The organism is Azonexus sp. MM2026_4 (assembly GCF_055901855.1).
Genome location: NZ_CM148380.1, coordinates 4,625,640 through 4,644,493 on the forward strand (window position 1 = coordinate 4,625,640; position 18,854 = coordinate 4,644,493).

An 18,854-nucleotide genomic window follows, 5' to 3' on the forward strand; every position below is an offset into this window, starting at 1 on the left:
CGTATTCCTTAGTTGTAGAGCAGACCTGCTGCAAGGCAGCGAGCGATGGTCTGGTTGAAGGCTTCCTCGAACCATTCGGGATCGAAAGCCTGGTGTGATCTCAAGACGTTGACCGATTGCGGCTCGGCGAACCATTCCTTGGTTTGGTTGGTGGCAACCTGTGCAGCGAGCAGCAAGGGCAAGTTAATAACGCCGTCGGCAAAGTCGAGTTTCTCTGGGCAGAGATAGTCTGCAACGTCGGTTTGTTTGCGAGCACCATTGAGAATGTGATTAGAGCCGGATGGCCACTGATCATCGATGTGCAAACGCCGCAGCCGCTGGAGCAGGCTGTCTTCGCCATGAAAGAGCTGCTGATCGGCGAATGCGCCGACATGCTTGAGCATATTGAGCTGTTGCTTGGCCTCGGGGGAGGAATGTTCGGTGGTGGCGATGCCGAGCAAGAATTGCAAGGCTCCGTGCATTGCCGAAATGTCCTTGATGCGCGAGTCGAGATGGCTTTGGAAAACAATCCTGCCCGCCTCTGCTCCGAAACTTTGCTGACATTGGTCGAGCAGGCAGGCAACCGCTTGCTTCCATGCGGTGAAAGTGATGGTTTCCCAAGCGAACGGAAGCTCCTGGTCAAAACGGGACAGGAATCCGCTGGGCAGTTTGCCGAAGCGCAGTGCCAATGAGGCCATGCCTAGCGGTGAGCGGGCAAAGCGACGCCAGATGTCGAGTGTGGCGAGCGGCAAGTGACCGACTTGCCCGGCCAGCTGCTCTATTTCGGTCCAGCCGTCATCCATGAAATTCCAGGCCATGGATTCGATCTCTGCATCGATGGCTGCTTCCCGTTCGGACTGATTGACGATGTTGATGGCGTTCGCCAGGCCGCTGGCAAGCGAATGATCACCTTGCACCGGCCAAAGTGTTGGGCGAAATGGCATGACCGAATCAGCGCTCGGGTAGATTAGCCAGCAACCAGGCTCACGTGCTTCGGGATCAAAGCGCCACGCACCGGTCGGCACGCCTTCTGAATTGCATGCTGGTAACTGGATGGCTTCGTCGCCAGGGTGCTCCAGGCGCAGTGCAAGGGCGTTCAGGTTAATGAGAGCTTCTGTTGCGAGAGCTTTGTTGCCTTCGGTATCCAGGCTGATCTGGTTCCCTTTGCGTTCCAGCCTTGCCGCATAGCGTGCGATGTCGATACGAAAGTGTTCGCTGCCGCCAATACGCAGCAGCACATGCACTCGTGCATCCGGGTTGTCATCCGTGGAAAACAGATGCTGGATGTCGGTGGCGTAGTCTTGCAGGCGAACTTCCGTCGTGAGGCTGTCGGGCAGTGTGCGCAGTGGATGGCTGCGGGTGGCCTTGCTGCCATTGATCCGCATTTCGATCGACATGCGGCTGTTGTTGCCTCCGCTCAGGATCAGGAAGCGGATGCCCAGCAGTTGTCGGGCGGCGAGCAGACTGCCGCTCAGGATCTCGTTTTGCTTGGCATCGAATGCGCGGACACCTTTCGCCGGGAAGGGCAAGTTCAGTCTAATGGGGGTCGTGCTGTACGGCCAGAACAGCTCTACGTCGATGTTTTCCGGTGTGCGTTCCGCTGACGTAACCGAGAGCGTCAGATAAAGATCGTTGCTGCTCGGTTTTGCCTTGAGCTCAACCCCTTCGGTCAGCGTTCTGGCCGTTGTCGCTCCCCAGTTTTCCAGCTTGATCACGCCTGACTTGGCGTCTGTGGCGTCGATCGACAAACCGGCATTGGGAGGAAGCACGACCAGCCGGCTGCGCTGCTTGACTTCGCCAGAAGCGGGATAGCGTGCGAGCAGCGGCCCCAGGAGTGGCGTGGTGACTTGCGTGTTTGCACCGATGACGCCCCAGGCTGGATTGCCTTCGACTTTTTGATTGGTTGAATCGTTGCTGACGCGATAGAGCTGCGGCAGCCCCTTGAATGCAATCCCGGGTTTCTTGAAATCGAGCCAGAATCGCTGGCCGCGCCATTCGTAGCTTTCCTCGTGCGTACCTGCCTGACCGGTGCGAATACGGCAGGTGAGACTATTGCCGTCGTTGGTTTGGATCGAGCCGCGTATCCGGTGAATGCTGCGACCAAACTGGGGCAGCGTTCCCTGTTCGTTGGTTTCGGCTTCGCTACCTGGCGTTAATGACCAACCCTCTGGCAAGGCGATGAAGGCTTCGAGCGGCGCAACGTTGCCCCCGCCCTGGCGCAGCAGCCGATTGGCAGAATCTTCTGCTGAGAATATCCAGGGCAAACCATCGTCGAGGGACTCCCCGCGTGGGGCAGCGGTTGTCCAGACACGACCATCTGGCGTGGCAAGTTGGAGCAGATGCTCTTCCCCCGCAACCGATCCTGAGAATCCCCAAGGTTTACGCTCAATTCGGTAGCCTTCCTGGCCTGCCATGCGACGCAGGCTTGTGATAAGACGCTGGCCGCCGGCACTGAGGGATAACTCGCCCGCTCTCGGCATTTCTTCGGGATTCATGTTGAAGAGCGCTGCCAGCTTGTTGGTTGGCAGGCTGTCGGGCAGCGTCATGCTGGAACGCAGCAACCAGACACCTTCTTCTTCTAGTTCAAGTTGCCGCTCTACGGGCAGAGTGGCGGCTTGCCGTTCAGTTTTGACTTTGGCGACATCACGAACGAGCTGCTCGATCAATCCTCGGGCGTGGCCGTCATCTACGGGGAGCGGAAACTGGTCGCGCCAGTTGCTGACCTTTTGGTCCAGGCGCGCAATGGCATCGGTGGTCGGCGTCAGTCCGGCTTGCTCTTTCAGACGTATAACGGTCCAGGCCACATCGGCGAGCAATGCAAAAATGGCCGACTGTCGATAACACTTGGGCAAGTTACCTTCCAGGCTTTCCACCCATGTCAGCAGGTCGTACTGGGTAACTGTGGTGCCACCGGCTTGTTTGAGTACCTGACTGAGAAGCAGGCCGATCTTTCCTCTGGCTTGGACGAGAAGCTGGAGAGGCAAACCACCTTGAACGGCGACACTACCCAGGAAACGCAAACCACCTGTATTCTTTACTTCCAGACCCCAGTCGCGCAGGCCAAGCTCGATGCAAGCGCTACGCTGAGCTTGGTTCCAATCGTCAGGATCAGCCTGGAGGTCGATCAGAATGGGGTCCCAAGACCACTGAGTGCCGTCGAAACGGCGGCGCCACCATTCGGCGGCATACAACACGAAGAGCGCAGAAAAACCCGTCAAGCGAGTGATTTGGCCGAGGTCGAAGTTGATAAGCAATTTGCCGAGCCATTTGCGCAGCAGGTTTTCGAGCTCGATGAACTCCGCTTCGGTGACCCGATATTGGTAGAGCGCTCGGCGATCGGGTCGTTCGAGATTGTGATTCGCTAAGAGCTTGCGTTTCCAATCTGCGAATAGTGAGAACGCCATCTATCCTTCCGTCATATCTTATTCGGCCCCTACGCTTAATCCTGTGGGATTACGTTCCAATGCCGTGATTGATCGGCTTTCACTCAGACCCTGCGCGGTATCCTTGTTTTCATTAGCATCTCATTGTCCAACAAAAAACCTTGGGGTGTCTATTGCATATGCATTATCGGCGAACTCTTCGGCACCCTGTGGAAACCGACGTGATTGGTCGGGTATTGGATTAACTCCAGTCATTGGATTCGCCAAACTCCGATAGCAGCAAAGGCCGAGCAGCTCGCGTTCAGCCTTCGAGTTGTACGGCCGAATCAATCCGAAAGCCGCCAGAGCGGCTGCTCGCTCCGGCCCCGTCCGGAGCGTTCAATTAGACAATTGAGCGCAGCGAACAAATGGACTGGGATGGTTGTGATCAGCGCTCTCGGTCGAAAATGCAAAGCGCGCCATATACTGAAGCAGGCCAAATTGCGACAGTCAGCGATACGGCACCGGTGCGCCAACACCTTCGACCTGCGGGTTAGCGAAGTAATCGGGTCGGCGCCGCAAATCGCCCCGAAGAAACACGCGGCGAGCGCGTTGTGGCAAGGTGGAAAGCGGTGCCGCGGAAGACCGGAGTAGCAATGGTGCATATTGCCCGCGGGTTAGCGTGGTCCTGGGTGACGTCATCGACATTGGTGAATTGGTCAGGCGGTTCGCAGCCGTCGGGCCAATATCCCGTTTGAGAGAGTGAGCAAGACGACGTACCCGATGCGGCACCACTTTCCGCAACGAATGATGGAGCAAGCCATGGCCCAACGCAATCGTGCAAGCCTCAACCTTAAACCGGGCAAGTCCCGAGCCGCCCTGACGATCACCCACCCCAACGCCGCCGGCATCGATATTGGCAGCGCCTCCCATTTCGTGGCTGTGCCGCCGGAGCGGGATGACGAACCGGTGCGAGAGTTTCCCAGTTTCACGGTCGACCTCAACGCCTTGGCCGACTGGCTGACCCGTTGTGGCGTGGATACCGTGGCGATGGAATCGACGGGCGTGTACTGGATTCCCCTGTTCGAACTGCTTGAGACGCGGGGCTTCACGGTGCTGCTGGTCAACGCCCGTCACGTCAAGAACGTCTCGGGGCGCAAATCCGACGTACTCGACTGCCAGTGGCTGCAACAACTCATGACCTATGGACTGCTCAGTGGGGCGTTTCGGCCGAACGATGAAGTCTGTGCCTTGCGTTCGCTGTGGCGTCAGCGCGGCATGCTCTTGAAGAGTCAGGGGCGGCATGTGCAGCACATGCAAAAGGCGCTGACCCAGATGAACATTCAGTTGAGCAACGTCATCTCGGATGTGGTGGGCGAAACCGGCCAGAAGATTCTGCGGGCTATCGTCGCCGGCGAGCGTGATGGTCGGGTGCTGGCCGCCATGAAGAACGTCCGCATTCGGGCCAGCGTTGATGAAATTGCCAAGAGTCTGCAAGGTAACTGGCGTGCCGAGCACCTGTTCGCACTCAAGCAAGCACTGGCGGCCTTCGATTTCATCGGTACCCAGCTGACCGAGTGCGACCGGGAGATCGAGGCGCAACTCGAAGGTTTGCAGGTTCATGACGGCGATCCGGCCAAAGGCAAGAAGCGGGGTCGTGCCCGCAACGCACCGAAGTTTGATCTGCGTACCCAACTCTTCCGGATGTGTGGTGTGGATCTGACGCGCATCGATGGCATCGACGTGACCACGGCGCTGGCGGTGATCTCCGAGACCGGCACGGACATGTCACGCTTTGCCACGGTCAAGCACTTCACATGTTGGCTGGGCCTCTGCCCGGGCACCAAGATTACTGGCGGCAAGGTCATGAGCGGCAAGACCAAGCGCTGCGCAAACCGGGCGGCCCAGGCCTTGCGGCTGGCCGCCGCGGCGCTGCGTAGTAGTCAGTCGGCTTTGGGCGCCTACTTCCGGCGGATGTGCGCTCGTATGGACAAGCCCAAGGCCGTGACCGCAGCAGCTCACAAGCTGGCCCGCCTGATTTATACGATCCTGACCAAGGGCGAGGAATACACCGATCAAGGACAGGATTACTACGAGGAACGCTACCGCCAACGGGTACTCCGCCATTTGGCGCAGCGTGCCGAAAAAATGGGTATGAAACTCGTTGCCTCCGAACAGCTCGCTTGAGTCACTCATTAAAATCAATCACTTGGGTGGTGTTTCTTGAGAGGGGGCGCGCCAACGCCCACCTGACATGTTCTTGACGCTGGCTGTGCCAGCACCTGGGCGCCACCCAGGTAGTCACGTAGCGCGTGGTGCTCTTAATCGAGCCCGCCACGTGCGAGAGGGAGGGTGAGGACTAATCCGTGCATTGCACGAGTAACCCCTTGTCTTTATCTCATGCAATATCGGAAGCGATTTGCCTCGGACGGGTGCGAACGTGCAAAGGCGCCAGGGGGAAATCCCTGGTGGCCGAGAATAGAAGGAAAGTGGGTGCAAATCCCATCAATGGCGCTGCATGAAAGTGCAGAACATTGCCAACGCGGCGAACCCCTAATCGCTGATCGGAAGGTCAGCATCGGCTGGATGAAGCAAGTGCTTCAGGCCAGTCGGGCCAGCGGTTCTGTGAGATCGGTAGCGCGATCAAGCGGGCAGCGGCGGGTGATAGCTCAAGTCGAAAGCCACCCCATCCATGCGGGGACGGTGGCGAGTTGGTAAGCGTGGCAGCGATGTAGGGCCTTCAGTGCCTGGTCGTAGCGGAAACTCAATGGAAAGAACAATCAATTTAGAAGTAAGCGAACCGTTTCTCCCGGTCCGGGTCGTCCAAACACGGGAATGCTCCGTTTTGATTGCCATTGAGTGAGCTAGTCGCAAAGTACGTACAAAAACCTTTTATGAACGCGGTGCAAAATGCTCCCTGGAGCGCGCTCGGTGGCACGAGCGCGACGGCTGTTACGAAGCCGAAAAATCTCTCGGGTGTATAAGCGAGTGACCTCAGGAAAGCCGTTCTTCCGTGACATGGAAAACGTGCGGTAGCTGGCAACGCCGGCTTGCCTGTGGGAACGACGTGACGAAAAGCAAGACAAGCACCTTGGCGGGTGCGGCAGGTGAAATGAGTCTGATGGGGTTGGCGCCCCTCAGACTTCCGATTCAACGCTCCGTTTGGCGACGGTAGCGCGGTCGTTCTGCTTCATGCTGTGCATGATCCAGAGCGGGATGTATCAAGACTGAAAGGACATCGGCCAAGCCGGCCGGGTGCTGACCCCGGTTTCTTACTCTGCCCCCGGCGTCAGCGCTGCTGGGGGTATCTAATCGACAGCTCAGGTCTCAGAATCAGCGGTTTCCGCCTGAAGATCATCGAAGGCCAGGAGGTCAGAGGGGGGGAGCTGCAACGTTTCAGCCAGACGGCAGATATTGATTAGAGAAAGATTCCGCTGGCCGCGCTCGACACCACCAACATAACTTCGCGCCAGTCCACTTTCCAGGGCGAGCTGTTCCTGGGACCAGCCCCGCCGCTTACGCAGTCTGGCGAGATGCTTTCCGAACAGCGATAGGTAGGGCGTCGTACTCATTGAAGGCGGTCGCATGAAATGGGGCAAGCCTACCTAGCCAACCGAAATCAGGACACGCTACATCGGGACACGCACTATAAGTGACAAAATGCTTGGCCAACCATAGAATCGCGCCCTTGATAAATTGCCCTTGAGGAGATTCCATGGCTGTTGATTCAGCACTACGTTTAGCCGTCTTGTTTGCCTGGGGGCAGAAATGCTTCTACTGCGGCAGGCATGCTGCGCACCTTGACCACATCGCACCCAAATGTAAACAGGGCTCGGACGAGGCTGGCAATCTGGTGGCGTGCTGTGTGGACTGCAACCGAATGAAACGGAACTTGTGGCTCCCTGCGGCAGTTCTGAGCGAGGCACTGGAAGCAGCCAGGATTCGAGCGCCCTTCGTTCTCCATGCTGCCGAGGTGTTTCGGGAGGCAGAAAAGCTCGCAGCTGATCGTGTCAATTACGGCTCCCTGCCGTTGCGCGATGGGAAGCCGCCTCAAGCGTTGATCAAGCAGGGAGAGCGGGTCATGATGGCGGCACGGGATCTTTCGAAAATCTGCCGGGCCATTGCAGAATCGTTCGGGGTACTGAAGCCCGAGGTGTAGGCGAAGGTCTGGAGCAGCTATTCGACCATGCTCAGGCGGTGCGGCGGGCAATTTGCTCAGCTTTGGTCGGGCGTCCGGGGCGACGTGGTTGGGCGTCCCGGGGCGTAACGGATGGTAGCGGATGTTTCTTTTCGTACAGGCTGTCGAGCCAGGTTTCGACATCGCGTTGCCGAAAGCGCAGACGGCCGCCAAGATTCAGGCATTCGGGCAAAGAGCCGCCGTAGCTATGGCGGTTGTAGATGGTCTGGAGGGCAAGGCCCGTCAAGGCGGCAAGGTCCTTGGGGGTAAGAAGGCGTTCCATGGATTGATCGCGTGCATGCCGGAACATCCCGGCAGGCAGTATAGGTCCGAGGCGCGGGATTTCACATTGGGGCACTCAGTTCACGCTGTCTGTCGCTTGATCGGCCTATGCAGACGTTAAGCCCCTCCTGCTTGGACAGCTGCAGTAGTGGGCAAAGCTGTCTTCTGTTACCACTTGCTTTACGCAGTGGATGTATTTGCCTGTTCTGAAGTAAGCTAATAAGCATGGAAGAAACGGCAACTCAAATTCTTGCTCCACTAGAGGATGGAGCCTCGACGACCGGCGACCAGGAAGCACTTCAGGCGTTGCAACGGGAGGTTCAGCGAAAGTTTGGCCGTGCGGTTTTGATTTTTCAGCAGTACGAGCGTTTGGTGAAATGCCTTGTCGCGGAGAAGGATCTAGCTGGGCCAATTGCAGAGCTGCAACGAATCAAAGAGAAACAGTTTAAGGCAGTTTCGAAGAAGACTCTGGGGCAGGTAGTTGGTGACCTTACCGAGACGCTTATGACACCGGCGCTCTCTGATAAAGCATCAGGAGATTCAGAACACCATCAAGTCGAACCTACCCAACTTTGGATACAGACTAGCTTCCGAATGGAGATGCAGGAAGAGCACTTCAAGGCGACTGAGCAGAAGATGGCGGACTTGGTGGACCTGAGAAATGAGTTGGTTCATCACTTCCTAGAAAATCATGACACGTGGACTATAGCTGGTTGCCAAAATGCTCTTGGTTATCTCGAGGAATGCAATATGCAGGTAGACGCCCACTACGAGGAGCTTCGTAATTGGGCTAAGCACATTGTAGAAGCGCGGGAGTATTCGGCTTCGGTGATTCGGTCGCCAGAGTTCATGGATTTCTTGATTCACGGCATCTATCCAGGAGGCGCAGGGGTTCATTGGCCTTCATGCACTATCGTGAATGTGCTACGTGACGCTGACAAAGCCCATGCCAAGGATGGCTGGACGTTCCTTCAAGATGCTATCGAGTTTGCTCGTGTTTATAAGCCAGGTCACATCCCTTCGCGATACGGATGTAGTAGTTGGCGGCAGGTATTGCATGAGTCTGGCCAGTTCGATATTCGTCGCGAGCAAGGGCAGCCAGGAGAGGTTACTTTAACCTGGTTTCGGACTAAACCAGAGAAGGGGTAAGTCCGGTTCCGGCCAGGGGCGGATGTTCGTGCCGTTTCAGTCGCGGTCATTGCAACGGCCGCTCAACTCTGAAACCCGCCTGATCGGCAATTCGTGCTGTTCGGCCAAAGCTGACCTTGGGCACAGTTTCGGAATGGGCGGTTATTCGCTACTTAGTCCGTCCTGAATAACCCATTTCAGAGCGCGGCGAAGCGAGCGAATTCCGGCTTCCATGATTGCCGGGGATTGATATCGGCAATGACGGAAGAGAGTATCCAGACGTAAAGAAGCCGGAGGGCTCTGAGGATCATCCGCAGATTGTGCCCGGCGCCACAAAGCACAGCATTCAAGGCATCGCCGAGGCTGCCCTTGAGCCAGTTCCGACGAGCCTGTCTGGAATTCTGTGTAAAGCAGCGATTGATCACACTGACGCCAAGCGTCAGCTTTGGCCGATAACTTGCCTATGGGTTTTGAGGCTAAAATATTCCGTGCGATGCTGCAATTCTGCTGCAGTGGGTGCAGCAAATGGCGGGATTTTGCGGTAAGGTGCGGTAATCCAACCTGTTGTTTTGTAAGGGTTATGTTGCGTAACTCTTTGATCCAGAAGGGCCTTGAAACGGACTGTTAATCCGTAGGTCCCTGGTTCGAGCCCAGGTCGGGGAGCCAACCCAGTACAGATCTGGGCACTTCCAATTGGAGAGCCCAAGTACCACCCGGAATTCCCGGTGCGCGGCTTCGCCGATCTGGAAGCGGCTCGCACCTGGGGCCACGACTTCGTGCGCTGGTACAACTGCGAGCATCGCCACAGCGGCATCCGCTATGTCACCCCCGCTCAGCGCCACGCCGGGGAAGATATCGCCGTCCTGGCTGTTCGTCATCTGACATATCTCCAGGCACGCGAAGGCAACCCCGCTCGCTGGTCAGGGAATACTCGCAACTGGTCACCGATCGGCGTCGTCACCCTCAATCCCGAGCGAGACGCTGTCATCCGTGACCTGACGGCTGAAAATAAAACACAGTTGGCTGCATGAATCAGGCGACAACTATCTTGACTTGCTCCGCTCTTGTCATTCCAGGGTAGTGACCGGGGTATGCTGAACGGGTATAGTGCGGGGCGCGTTTCGTTGCTGCGGTTCTGGCTGCCGTGGCGCTGCGCACCCCCCCTTTTTTTTGCTGACGCCATGCCGGCTTGGGCTTGGCCTTGTTCTTCGCGGAAGCTTCCCTTGTTTCGATGTTCCTTCCCACGTCTGAGCGCGGTTGGTTCTGACTGGCGTTTTCCTGTGTTCGCGTTGGCACTGACTCTGGCTGGTGCGGCGCAGGCTCAGTCGCTTTCGGTTTTGCTCGAGCGGGCCCGCGCCGGGGAGCCCACATATCTGGGGGCGAAGACCAATGTGCTGGCCGCCCGGGCGCGCAATGCCCAGGCGTTTGGCGCAATGCTGCCGCAGCTCAGCGCGACGGCCAGTTACAACGACAATGACCGCAAGTACAAAACGCGCGGTTCCAGTGTTCCTGAGGCGCGTGACAAGTACGACAGCAACTCGGCTCAGATCAGCCTGACCCAGCCGCTGCTGCGCTACGCCAATATTGTCAGCCGGCGCCAGGCGCAGGCGGTGGTCGGGCAGGCCGAGCATCAACTGGTCTGGGCCGAGCAGGAACTGCTCGCCAAACTGGTCGGCGCCTGGTTTGACTTGCTGGCATCGCGCGATGCCGTCGCCTTTGCCGAGCGTCAGTTGGAAGCGCTGCAGCGGCAGTGGGACATTGTCAGCCGGGGGGGGAACTGGGCGTTTACAGCCAGCCGCAGGTCGATGAAGCGCGGAGCAAGCTGGATCAGGCGTTGGCGGATGCCGTGGTGGCGGAAACCGAGGTGCATTTGAAGCGGGCGGTGCTTGAGCAACTGGTGGGTAGCCTGCCGGACAGTGAGTGGCCTTATTTGCATGGAGATGCCGAGCTGGCTTCGCCCACCACTGATTCTCTGGCAAATTGGCTGGCCATTGTCGATGCCGGCAACCCCAACATCCTGGCGGCGACCCAGGCTTTCGAAGCGGCTGCGGCCGAGGTGAGCAAGCAGCGCGCCGGGCATTTCCCCACCCTTGATCTGGTTGCCAGTTATGGCAAGAACGCCCAGACGGTGGGCGGTTTTCCCGGGCAGGCTGGTTACAATATCGTGCAAGGGGCGGTCGGTTTGCAGTTGAATGTTCCCTTGTTTTCCGGTTGGACGCAGTCGGCCAAGGTGGACGAGGCGCTGGCGCTGAAGGAAAAGGCTCGGCTGGATCTTGAGCTGGCCCGGCGGACGGCAATTCTGAACGCCAAGCAGGCCTGGTTTGGCTGGCATGGCGCATTTGCCCGGACGCGTGCCGGCAAGCAGGCGGTCAAGTCGGCGCGCTCGGCACTGGCGCAGGCGAAAGCCGGTGTCGAGAACGGTTTGAAGACGGAATTCGATGTCCTGCAGGCCGAGCAGCAGTTGCTGGCCGGTCAGCGCGATTTTCGCAAGGGGCGCTACGATCAGGTGGTGGCCTTCGTTCGCCTGCTGGCGGTCAGTGGCAGGCTCACGGACGGCGATGTGGTGGCGCTCGATAGCCTGCTCGTCAACTCGCCGGCGCTTGCCGAGATTGAGGCCACGGCAAGCGTCGCCAGGGAAACCGTAGCTGTCCCGGCTGACAAGGCGGAACTGGCGGTGCAGCAGGATCATCCGGAATTCAGCTTCAGCTACAGTTGCTCTGCCCTTTGCCATGTTCCGGGCACTGGATTTTGGCAACAGGATCCCTGCTTTTTCGCCTTGCCGCTTGTTTCAACGGCAGGTTTCTAAGGTGATCAAGGTGTCCGGACGATGACGGCAAAGGAAACCATGCCCCCCGATTTTCTGGCTTGGGAGGCTTTTGTTTCGGCGCAGACCGCAGAAGGGCGCTGCCATGCCTGGCTGGCCCTGGTCTGCGGCAAGGTTCAGGGCGCCCGGGCGGCGGCGGTATTGATCGAAAACCCCCTCGATCACACCTATGTGCCGATGGCAGTCTGGCCCAAGGCGACGCCGGATCTCGGCCGGCTGAGTGCGGTCGTCGAGGCAACGCTGCGCGAGCGGCGCGGCATCGTCAAGCCCGTGGCCGAGTCGCCGGGAACGACGCAAATTACCTATCCGCTGATGCTCAATGATGCTGTGGCAGGCGTCGTCGCGTTGGAAGCGGATTGCCCGGAAAACGCGGTCGGCGGGGTTCTGCGCGAAATCCATTGGGGCAGCGCCTGGCTGACCAATCTGCTGGCCGGTCGAGCCTTGTCCGATGCCGTTGCAGCCCGCGAGCGCGTCGGTTCGGTGCTGGAGACGACCGCGCTGGCCCTGCGCCACGGCAAATCGCGCCAGGCCTTGTTCGAGGTGGCCAATACCCTGCGCCAGCGTTTCGCCTGTAGTCGCGTCGCCATCGGCCTCGTTTCGGCAGCCACGGTCAAGCTGCTGACGCTGTCCGAGGCGGCGGTTTTCGAGAAGCACGCTTTTCTGGTCAAGGCCTATGAACAGGCCATGGAAGAAGCCTACGACGAGGGCGGCGCGGTCCGTTCAACGGCTGCGGCGACAGCGGAGACACGCCCCTGGCCGAAACACGAAGCCTTGCGCGCGGTCTCCGGGGCCGGCGCGGTGCTCTCTTTTCCCCTGCGGATGGGCGCGCAGGCGATTGGCGTGTTGACCCTGGAGCGTGAAGCGACGCCGTTTTCCGACGACGATCTGGTCTGGCTGGAGGCTTTCGCTGCCCTCGCGGCGCCGATCATCGAGCAGCGCCAGGCGGCCGAACGCGGTGCGTTTCGCCGTCTCGGGCGCGATCTCCGGCAGGTGCTGGAAAAGATATTCGGGCCGCGCCACCTGACGTGGAAGGCGGGGGCGGCGAGCCTGCTGCTGCTGTGCGCCATTCTGGTCCTGGTGCCGATCAGTTATCGGGTCTCGGCCAGGACGGTGATCGAGGGCGAAATCCAGCGCGTCGTGGCGGCGCCTTTCGAGGGTTTTGTGGCTGCCGCCTACGTGCGGGCTGGTGATACGGTCAAGGACGGACAAGTGCTGGCGCAACTCGATGACCGCGAATTGCGTATCGAGGAGGCCAGATGGTCGAGCGAGCGCGACCAGTACGACAACCGTTTGCGCGAGGCAATGGCGAACCACGATCTGACTGCAATGCAGGTGCTCGACGCACAACTGCGTCAATCGTCGGCGCAACTCGCCCTGGTCACCGGCAAAATCTCCCATGCCCGTTTGCGCGCCCCCTTCGACGGGATTGTCGTGGCTGGCGACCTCAGCCAGCAGATTGGCGCACCGGTTGAAACCGGCAAGAAATTGTTCGAGGTTGCGCCCCTGCAAAGCTATCGCATCATCCTGCAGGTTGATGAGCGGGAGATCCGCCATGTCCGGATGGGCCAGGCGGGGCGCTTGCTGATGACCGGTATTGCCGGCGAGCCGATGGATTTCAGGGTGGCCAAGGTGACGCCCGTGGCGACAGCCCAGGAAGGCAGAAATTTCTTCCGGGTCGAAGCCACGTTGGCCGAGGCATCGCCGCGCCTGCGGCCAGGCATGGAAGGGGTCGGCAAGATCGAGGTCGGTGAGCGCTCGTTGTGGTGGGCGCTGACCCACAGCTTTACCGACTGGCTGACGCTCTCGTTGTGGTCCTGGCTGCCTTGAGTCCCCATGGCGCGTAACCTGTTCAGTTCGTCCTGGCATAGCGTGGCCGATCTTCGGCCGCGCCTGCTGCCGCAGGCGCGTATCCACCGTCACGTCTATCGCGGCCAGGTCTGGTATGTCGTGCAGGACCAGACCGGGGGGCGCTATCATCGGCTTTCGCCGGCCGCCTACAGCTTGCTGCTCGGCATGGATGGCACGCAGACGGTGCAGCAGCTATGGGAGAAGGCCAACCAGTCGGGGACTGGCGATGCCTGCACGCAGAACGAGATTGTCGATCTGCTCGTGCAGTTGCATGCCGCCGACCTTCTGCAGACAGATGGCAATGCCGATTCGGCGGCGCTCTTCGACCGTTATCGCAAGAAGCGCAGAGCCAGCTTCAAGCAGTTCCTGCTCAACCCGATGAGCCTGAAGGTGCCGTTGTTCGACCCAGATCCCATCCTGTTGCGCTGGGTGCCATATTTCGCCTGGTGCTTTTCGCGGGCCGGCGGTTTGCTCTGGCTGCTCTGCGTCCTGCCGGCTCTGGTCCTGGCGGGGCAGCATTGGTCGGAACTGACCCGGAACATGTCGGATCAGGTGCTGTCGTCGAGCAATTTGCTGGTCATGGCTTTTGTCTTCCCGCTGGTCAAGTTGTGTCACGAATTCGGGCACGCCTTCGCCAGCCGGGTATGGGGTGGCCCCGTGCACGAAATGGGGGTGATGTTCCTCGTCTTCGCGCCGGTACCCTACGTCAATGCTTCGGCATCATCGGTTTTCCCCTCGAAATGGCGGCGTACGGTAGTGGCGGCCGCCGGCATGCTGGTCGAGCTATTTCTCGCCGCCCTGGCGCTTTATGTCTGGCTGCTGGTCGAGCCCGGCCTGGTGCGGGCCGTTGCCTACAACGTGATGGTGGTGGCCGGTGTGTTGACCCTGATCGTCAATGGCAATCCGCTGCTGCGCTATGACGGCTACTACATCCTGGCCGATCTCATCGAGATGCCCAATCTCGCCCAGCGCGGCCAGAAGTACCTGGCCTACCTGTGGGATCGCCATGTGTTCGGCGCTCATGATGTGGACGAGCCGCAGGAGGGGCGAGGCGAAAAACGCTGGCTAGTTTTATATACGCCGCTCGCCTGGTGTTATCGGGTGTTCGTCACGGTCTCGATCATATTGTTCGTGGCTGGCCAGTTTTTCATTTTTGGTGTGCTGATTGCTCTCTGGGGGTTGGTTTCGCTGATCGGCATGCCGCTCTGGAAGGCGTACCGGCACGTTGTCCGCAGTCCCGCATTGCAACGCCATCGGGCCCGTGCCGTGCGGATTTCGCTGGGTCTGCTGAGCGTGCTGCTGTTCCTGCTCTTTGCGGTGCCGGCGCCTTTGCACAGCCGCGCCGAAGGCGTCATCTGGTTGCCCGATCAGGCTATCGTGCGGGCTGGCGGCAATGGATTTTTCCGGCACTGGCTGGTTGAGCCGGGCAAGTCGGTTAGCAAGGGGGAGGCGCTGTTCGAGCTGGAAGATCCATTGCTGAGCACCGAACTGGAAGTGGCGCGGGCCAGGGTCGCCGAAGCTGAGGCGAAATACCGCTCGGAACAGTTTGTGGACCAGGTCAAGGCCACCCTGTCGGGGCGCCAGCTCGAACAGGAAGAAGCCGTGCTGGCCAGGCTTGAAGAGCGGGCGGGCAAAATGACTGCCTATGCTGAAACCGATGGTGTGCTGGCTGCCGCCGCTGCGCAGGACATGCCCGGGCGCTATCTGAAAAAGGGCGAGTTGGCTGCTTATGTTCTCGAACAGAGCTCGCTGATCGTGCGGGTTGTCGTGCCACAGGGAGATATCGATCTGGTGCGCACCCACTTCCGTGCGGCTGAGCTGCGGCTGGCTGACTGGGTGGGGGAGAGTCACTCGGCAAGCCTGGTCCGCATGCCGGCTGGTGGGGTCGAGGAGTTGCCGACGCCGGCACTCGGCATAGCCGGGGGCGGGCAGATTCCGACGCTGCCCAGCGATGCCGATGGCATCCGGACGACGGAGAGGGTATTTCTGGTTGACCTGGCCTTGCCGGCCGATGTGCCTGCGACAGCTTTCGGTGAACGGGTTCATGTGCGCTTCGGGCATGGCTGGGAGCCGCTCGCCTGGCAAGGCTTCCGTCGTCTGCGCCAGCTTCTGTTGAGTCAGTTCAATGTCTGATGTCCGCGCCCTGCTGTTTGGTCGCGGTATCGAGCTCGGCGATGGAGCGTATCTCGAACGTGCCGATCAACCGACGCACGCCGTTGAAGAATGGTTGCGTGCCCTGCTGGCCCGCTTGACCGGCGGTAGCGCCAGGCGCAACGGTGGTTTCGTGCGCCAGGTCAATGCCTTGGAAGACGAGATCAAGGCTTTGGACGATGCTGCACTGCGTGTGGCGATGCGCGCGGTTGCGGCGCAGATGCCGACGGCGGGATTTCGCGATGACTTGCTGGCCCGTGCTTTTGCCATCGTACGCGAAGCGTCGCGGCGAACCCTGGGGATGCGCCACCACGACGTCCAGTTGCTCGCCGGGCAGGCCCTGCTGCGCGGTCGCATCGCCGAGATGGCTACCGGCGAGGGCAAGACGCTGGCTGCGACATTGGGCGTATGCACCGCTGCCATGGCGGGCGCGGCCGTGCACGTCGTGACCGTCAACGATTACCTGGCAGAACGCGATGCCGAGGACAACGCACCGTTGTTCGCCTTCTTTGGCCTGACAGTTGGGGTCGTCAAGCAGGATATGTCGATTGACGACCGGCGGGGGCTATATGGCCGGGACATCGTCTATGTCTCCAACAAGGAACTGACCTTCGATTACCTCAAGGACCGGATCGCGCTTGGGGCAACGATTGCCTCGCAACTCAAGCTGCGTCGCCTGAACCGTGGGCGCGGCGTGGCCGCTGGCATCCTGCGCGGTCTGCATGTCGCTATCGTCGACGAGGCCGATAGCGTGCTCATCGACGAGGCGAGAACGCCGCTGATCATCTCGGAAACCCTGCCCGATGACCTGGGCGAGGAAGTCTATCAGCAGGCCATCGCCGTTGCCGGGCAACTTCAGCCAAATCTTGATTATGTCCGGGGGGCGCAGCGCGACATCTGGCTTTCGGCCGCCGGGGAGAACACCGTGGCCGAACTGGTCAAGGATTTCGGTGGTGTCTGGATATCGCCGTTGTGGCAGAAGGAACTGATCGGCAAGGCGCTGTCGGCACTGCACCTGTTCCAGCCCGACCAGCACTACATCATTGCTGAGAACAAGGTGCAGATCGTCGATGAGTTCACCGGCCGGGTCATGCCCGATCGGACCTGGGAGCGCGGCCTGCACCAGATGATCGAGGGCAAGGAAAAATGCGCGATCACGGGGCAGCGTCGGACCCTTTCGCAAATCACCTATCAGCGCTTTTTCGGCCGTTACCTTCTGCTCGCCGGCATGACGGGGACGGCGAAGGAGGTTGGGCCGGAGCTCAAGCGGGTCTATGACCTCGACGTGACGCGCATTCCGACACACAAGCCGACGCGCCGCCGGCGCTTGCCCGACCAGCTTTTTCGGACATCCGGCGAACGCTGGCAGGCGGTTGCGGCACGGGCCCAGGCGGTGGCCAAAGAAGGCCGGGCGGTGCTGGTTGGCACGCGCTCGGTAGAAGCGTCCGAACTGCTGAGCCAGTTGCTGGATGCGCGCGGGGTTGAGCATACGGTCCTGAACGCCCGCCAGGACAAGGCAGAAGCCGACGCGGTGGCGCAGGCCGGCAAGGCCGGTCGGATCACCGTGGCGACCAACATGGCGGGGCGCGGTACCGATATCAAGCTGGCGCCGGAAGTCGAAGCGCGTGGCGGACTGCATGTCATCCTGACCGAGTTTCACGAGAGCGCGCGGGTAGATCGGCAATTGTTTGGACGTTCGGCCCGGCAGGGTAATCCGGGGTCCGTCGAGGCCATCGTCAGCCTGACCGACGAACTTTTTCAGCGTTATGCCCCAACGCTGCTCCGCTTGGGCCTGCCTTTCCTGCCCGGTGCCGAAAGGCCCAACGCGTTGCTGCTCAAGGGATTGGTCCGCTTTGCCCAGAGCAGGGCCGAAAGGCAGAATCGGCGCATTCGCCTCGACACTATCCGGCGCGATCGCCAGTGGTTGAAGGCCCTGGGCTTCGTCGGCGGCGAGCGCAAGTAGAACGCTGATCCCAAGGGGTAGCCCCGTTTTCTAGGCTGACTGCATCGCCTCCCGTCGACGACGATTTTCCACTATTGCGCCGGCAAGCATGCTGGCGGTGAGGGCACGCCTGCTTTCAAAGCAAGGCGATTTCAATGGGCAGAGATTCTTAAGCCAAACTCCTCTATCAAGGGGTGAGTCGCTCCGCGTTAAAAAAAATTACAAATGACGTTCGCGTATGGGTGATACTTGTGGATATTCCAATGGATTATCTAAGGTGCGCAATGAATCTTGCGGCGAGGCTTTGTCGCGTTGTAACGCCAGTTCTAACCCTGATTTTTATCCCTGCGGCGAATGCCGCCGATTGCCTGATCGAGCCCACCCAGATTGTTGAACTGGGCAGTCCGGTAACGGGCTTGCTGGACAAGGTGATGGTTCAGCGGGCGGATCGCGTCAGCAAGGGGCAGGTTTTGGCGACACTTGAATCGCGTGCCGAACAGGCCGCCAGCGAACTGGCCCGCTTCAAGTCCCAGCAAGTTGGGCCGAGCCAGATGGCGGAAAGCAAGATTGAGTTTGCCAAGCGCAAATTCGCGCGCCGCCAGGCGATGAGCAACGAGAAATTGATGGCGGTCCAGGACAAGGATGACGCAGAAGCCGAACTGCGCCTAGCCGAAGCGGAGCTCAAGCTGGCCGCCGAAAATCGTCAGATCGCCAAGCTTGAGCATCAACAGCAAAGCAGCCTGCTCAACCTGCGGACCATACGCAGCCCTTTTGTCGGGGTGGTGGTCGATGTGCTGGCCCATCCCGGGGAAGTGGTCGAGCCGGGGGCAAGCAAAAAGGTCATCGTCAAAGTGGCCCAGCTTGATCCCTTGCGGGTTCAGGTCGTATTGCCCAAGGACGCTTTTGGCAAGCTGACTCCGGGGGTGGCGGTCAACGTGGTGCCGGAGATTCCCGGCACGGGGCGTTACGCGGCCAAGGTCAAATCGGTGGATCGCTTGATAGACGCGGCCAGCGGCACCTTTGTCGTGCTCCTCGAATTACCCAATCCGAAGCTGGAGATTCCAGCGGGAGTCAGGTGCAAGGCCAATTTTCCTGCCGGCGTGCAACGGAAATAGGGCCATCGGTTTTCGGAACAAAAGAGACATCAATCAAACGTGGCAA

12 protein-coding genes, 1 tRNA gene and 2 pseudogenes are annotated in these 18,854 nt (G+C 59.8%); 11 read left to right on the top strand and 4 right to left on the bottom strand.

Annotated elements, in window-relative coordinates; genetic code table 11:
• Positions 1-8 precede the first annotated feature (8 nt).
• Positions 9-3,383: an STY4851/ECs_5259 family protein gene (locus AC0KWY_RS21815; protein WP_474027591.1), complete on the bottom strand. Its 3,375-nt coding sequence runs from the start codon at positions 3,381-3,383 to the stop codon at positions 9-11.
• Between the two features lie 780 nt (positions 3,384-4,163).
• On the opposite strand from AC0KWY_RS21815, the gene AC0KWY_RS21820 reads away from it, so the two are divergent.
• Positions 4,164-5,528 (top strand): IS110 family RNA-guided transposase, encoded by a 1,365-nt coding sequence (locus tag AC0KWY_RS21820; protein ID WP_474025910.1) that lies wholly within the window; start codon positions 4,164-4,166, stop codon positions 5,526-5,528.
• A gap of 1,133 nt (positions 5,529-6,661) precedes the next feature.
• On the opposite strand, the gene AC0KWY_RS21825 is transcribed toward AC0KWY_RS21820, so the two are convergent.
• Positions 6,662-6,913 (bottom strand): helix-turn-helix domain-containing protein, encoded by a 252-nt coding sequence (locus AC0KWY_RS21825; RefSeq protein WP_474027592.1) that lies wholly within the window; start codon positions 6,911-6,913, stop codon positions 6,662-6,664.
• A 143-nt stretch (positions 6,914-7,056) separates the two neighbouring features.
• On the opposite strand from AC0KWY_RS21825, the gene AC0KWY_RS21830 reads away from it, so the two are divergent.
• Positions 7,057-7,500: an HNH endonuclease gene (locus tag AC0KWY_RS21830; RefSeq protein WP_474027593.1), complete on the top strand. Its 444-nt coding sequence runs from the start codon at positions 7,057-7,059 to the stop codon at positions 7,498-7,500.
• Between the two features lie 31 nt (positions 7,501-7,531).
• Here the strand turns inward: AC0KWY_RS21830 and AC0KWY_RS21835 are convergent, their stop codons facing one another.
• The gene (locus AC0KWY_RS21835; RefSeq protein ID WP_474027594.1) at positions 7,532-7,801 is read right to left on the bottom strand and encodes a helix-turn-helix transcriptional regulator; all 270 of its coding nucleotides are present in this window, start codon (positions 7,799-7,801) and stop codon (positions 7,532-7,534) included.
• Between the two features lie 224 nt (positions 7,802-8,025).
• On the opposite strand from AC0KWY_RS21835, the gene AC0KWY_RS21840 reads away from it, so the two are divergent.
• Positions 8,026-8,949: an OST-HTH/LOTUS domain-containing protein gene (locus tag AC0KWY_RS21840; RefSeq protein ID WP_474027595.1), complete on the top strand. Its 924-nt coding sequence runs from the start codon at positions 8,026-8,028 to the stop codon at positions 8,947-8,949.
• A gap of 176 nt (positions 8,950-9,125) precedes the next feature.
• Here AC0KWY_RS21840 and AC0KWY_RS21845 read toward each other — a convergent pair.
• Positions 9,126-9,311: pseudogene (locus AC0KWY_RS21845) on the bottom strand (hypothetical protein); the annotation flags it as partial.
• 209 nt (positions 9,312-9,520) lie between these two features.
• Here AC0KWY_RS21845 and AC0KWY_RS21850 point away from each other — a divergent pair.
• From AC0KWY_RS21850 to AC0KWY_RS21885, 8 genes and pseudogenes are all read left to right on the top strand, one after another.
• Positions 9,521-9,594, top strand: a tRNA-Asn gene (locus AC0KWY_RS21850).
• A gap of 38 nt (positions 9,595-9,632) precedes the next feature.
• Positions 9,633-9,959: pseudogene (locus AC0KWY_RS21855) on the top strand (IS3-like element ISAzo10 family transposase); the annotation flags it as partial.
• Between the two features lie 258 nt (positions 9,960-10,217).
• Positions 10,218-10,802 (top strand): TolC family protein, encoded by a 585-nt coding sequence (locus AC0KWY_RS21860; RefSeq protein ID WP_474027596.1) that lies wholly within the window; start codon positions 10,218-10,220, stop codon positions 10,800-10,802.
• Positions 10,778-11,734 carry a TolC family protein gene (locus AC0KWY_RS21865; protein WP_474027597.1) on the top strand — a complete coding sequence of 319 codons (957 nt, stop codon included), beginning with the start codon at positions 10,778-10,780 and terminating at the stop codon, positions 11,732-11,734. The genes AC0KWY_RS21860 and AC0KWY_RS21865 overlap by 25 nt, the downstream gene beginning before the upstream one ends.
• Before the next feature lie 39 nt (positions 11,735-11,773).
• The gene (locus tag AC0KWY_RS21870) at positions 11,774-13,579 is read left to right on the top strand and encodes a GAF domain-containing protein (RefSeq protein ID WP_474027598.1); all 1,806 of its coding nucleotides are present in this window, start codon (positions 11,774-11,776) and stop codon (positions 13,577-13,579) included.
• A 6-nt stretch (positions 13,580-13,585) separates the two neighbouring features.
• On the top strand, positions 13,586-15,733 hold the full coding sequence (locus tag AC0KWY_RS21875; RefSeq protein ID WP_474027599.1) for an efflux RND transporter periplasmic adaptor subunit: 2,148 nt from the start codon (positions 13,586-13,588) through the stop codon (positions 15,731-15,733).
• Positions 15,726-17,714, top strand: a complete 1,989-nt coding sequence (locus AC0KWY_RS21880; RefSeq protein WP_474027600.1) for a preprotein translocase subunit SecA — start codon at positions 15,726-15,728, stop codon at positions 17,712-17,714. The genes AC0KWY_RS21875 and AC0KWY_RS21880 overlap by 8 nt, the downstream gene beginning before the upstream one ends.
• 242 nt (positions 17,715-17,956) lie before the next feature.
• Positions 17,957-18,808: an efflux RND transporter periplasmic adaptor subunit gene (locus AC0KWY_RS21885; RefSeq protein WP_474027601.1), complete on the top strand. Its 852-nt coding sequence runs from the start codon at positions 17,957-17,959 to the stop codon at positions 18,806-18,808.
• The last annotated feature ends 46 nt before the right edge of the window (positions 18,809-18,854 follow it).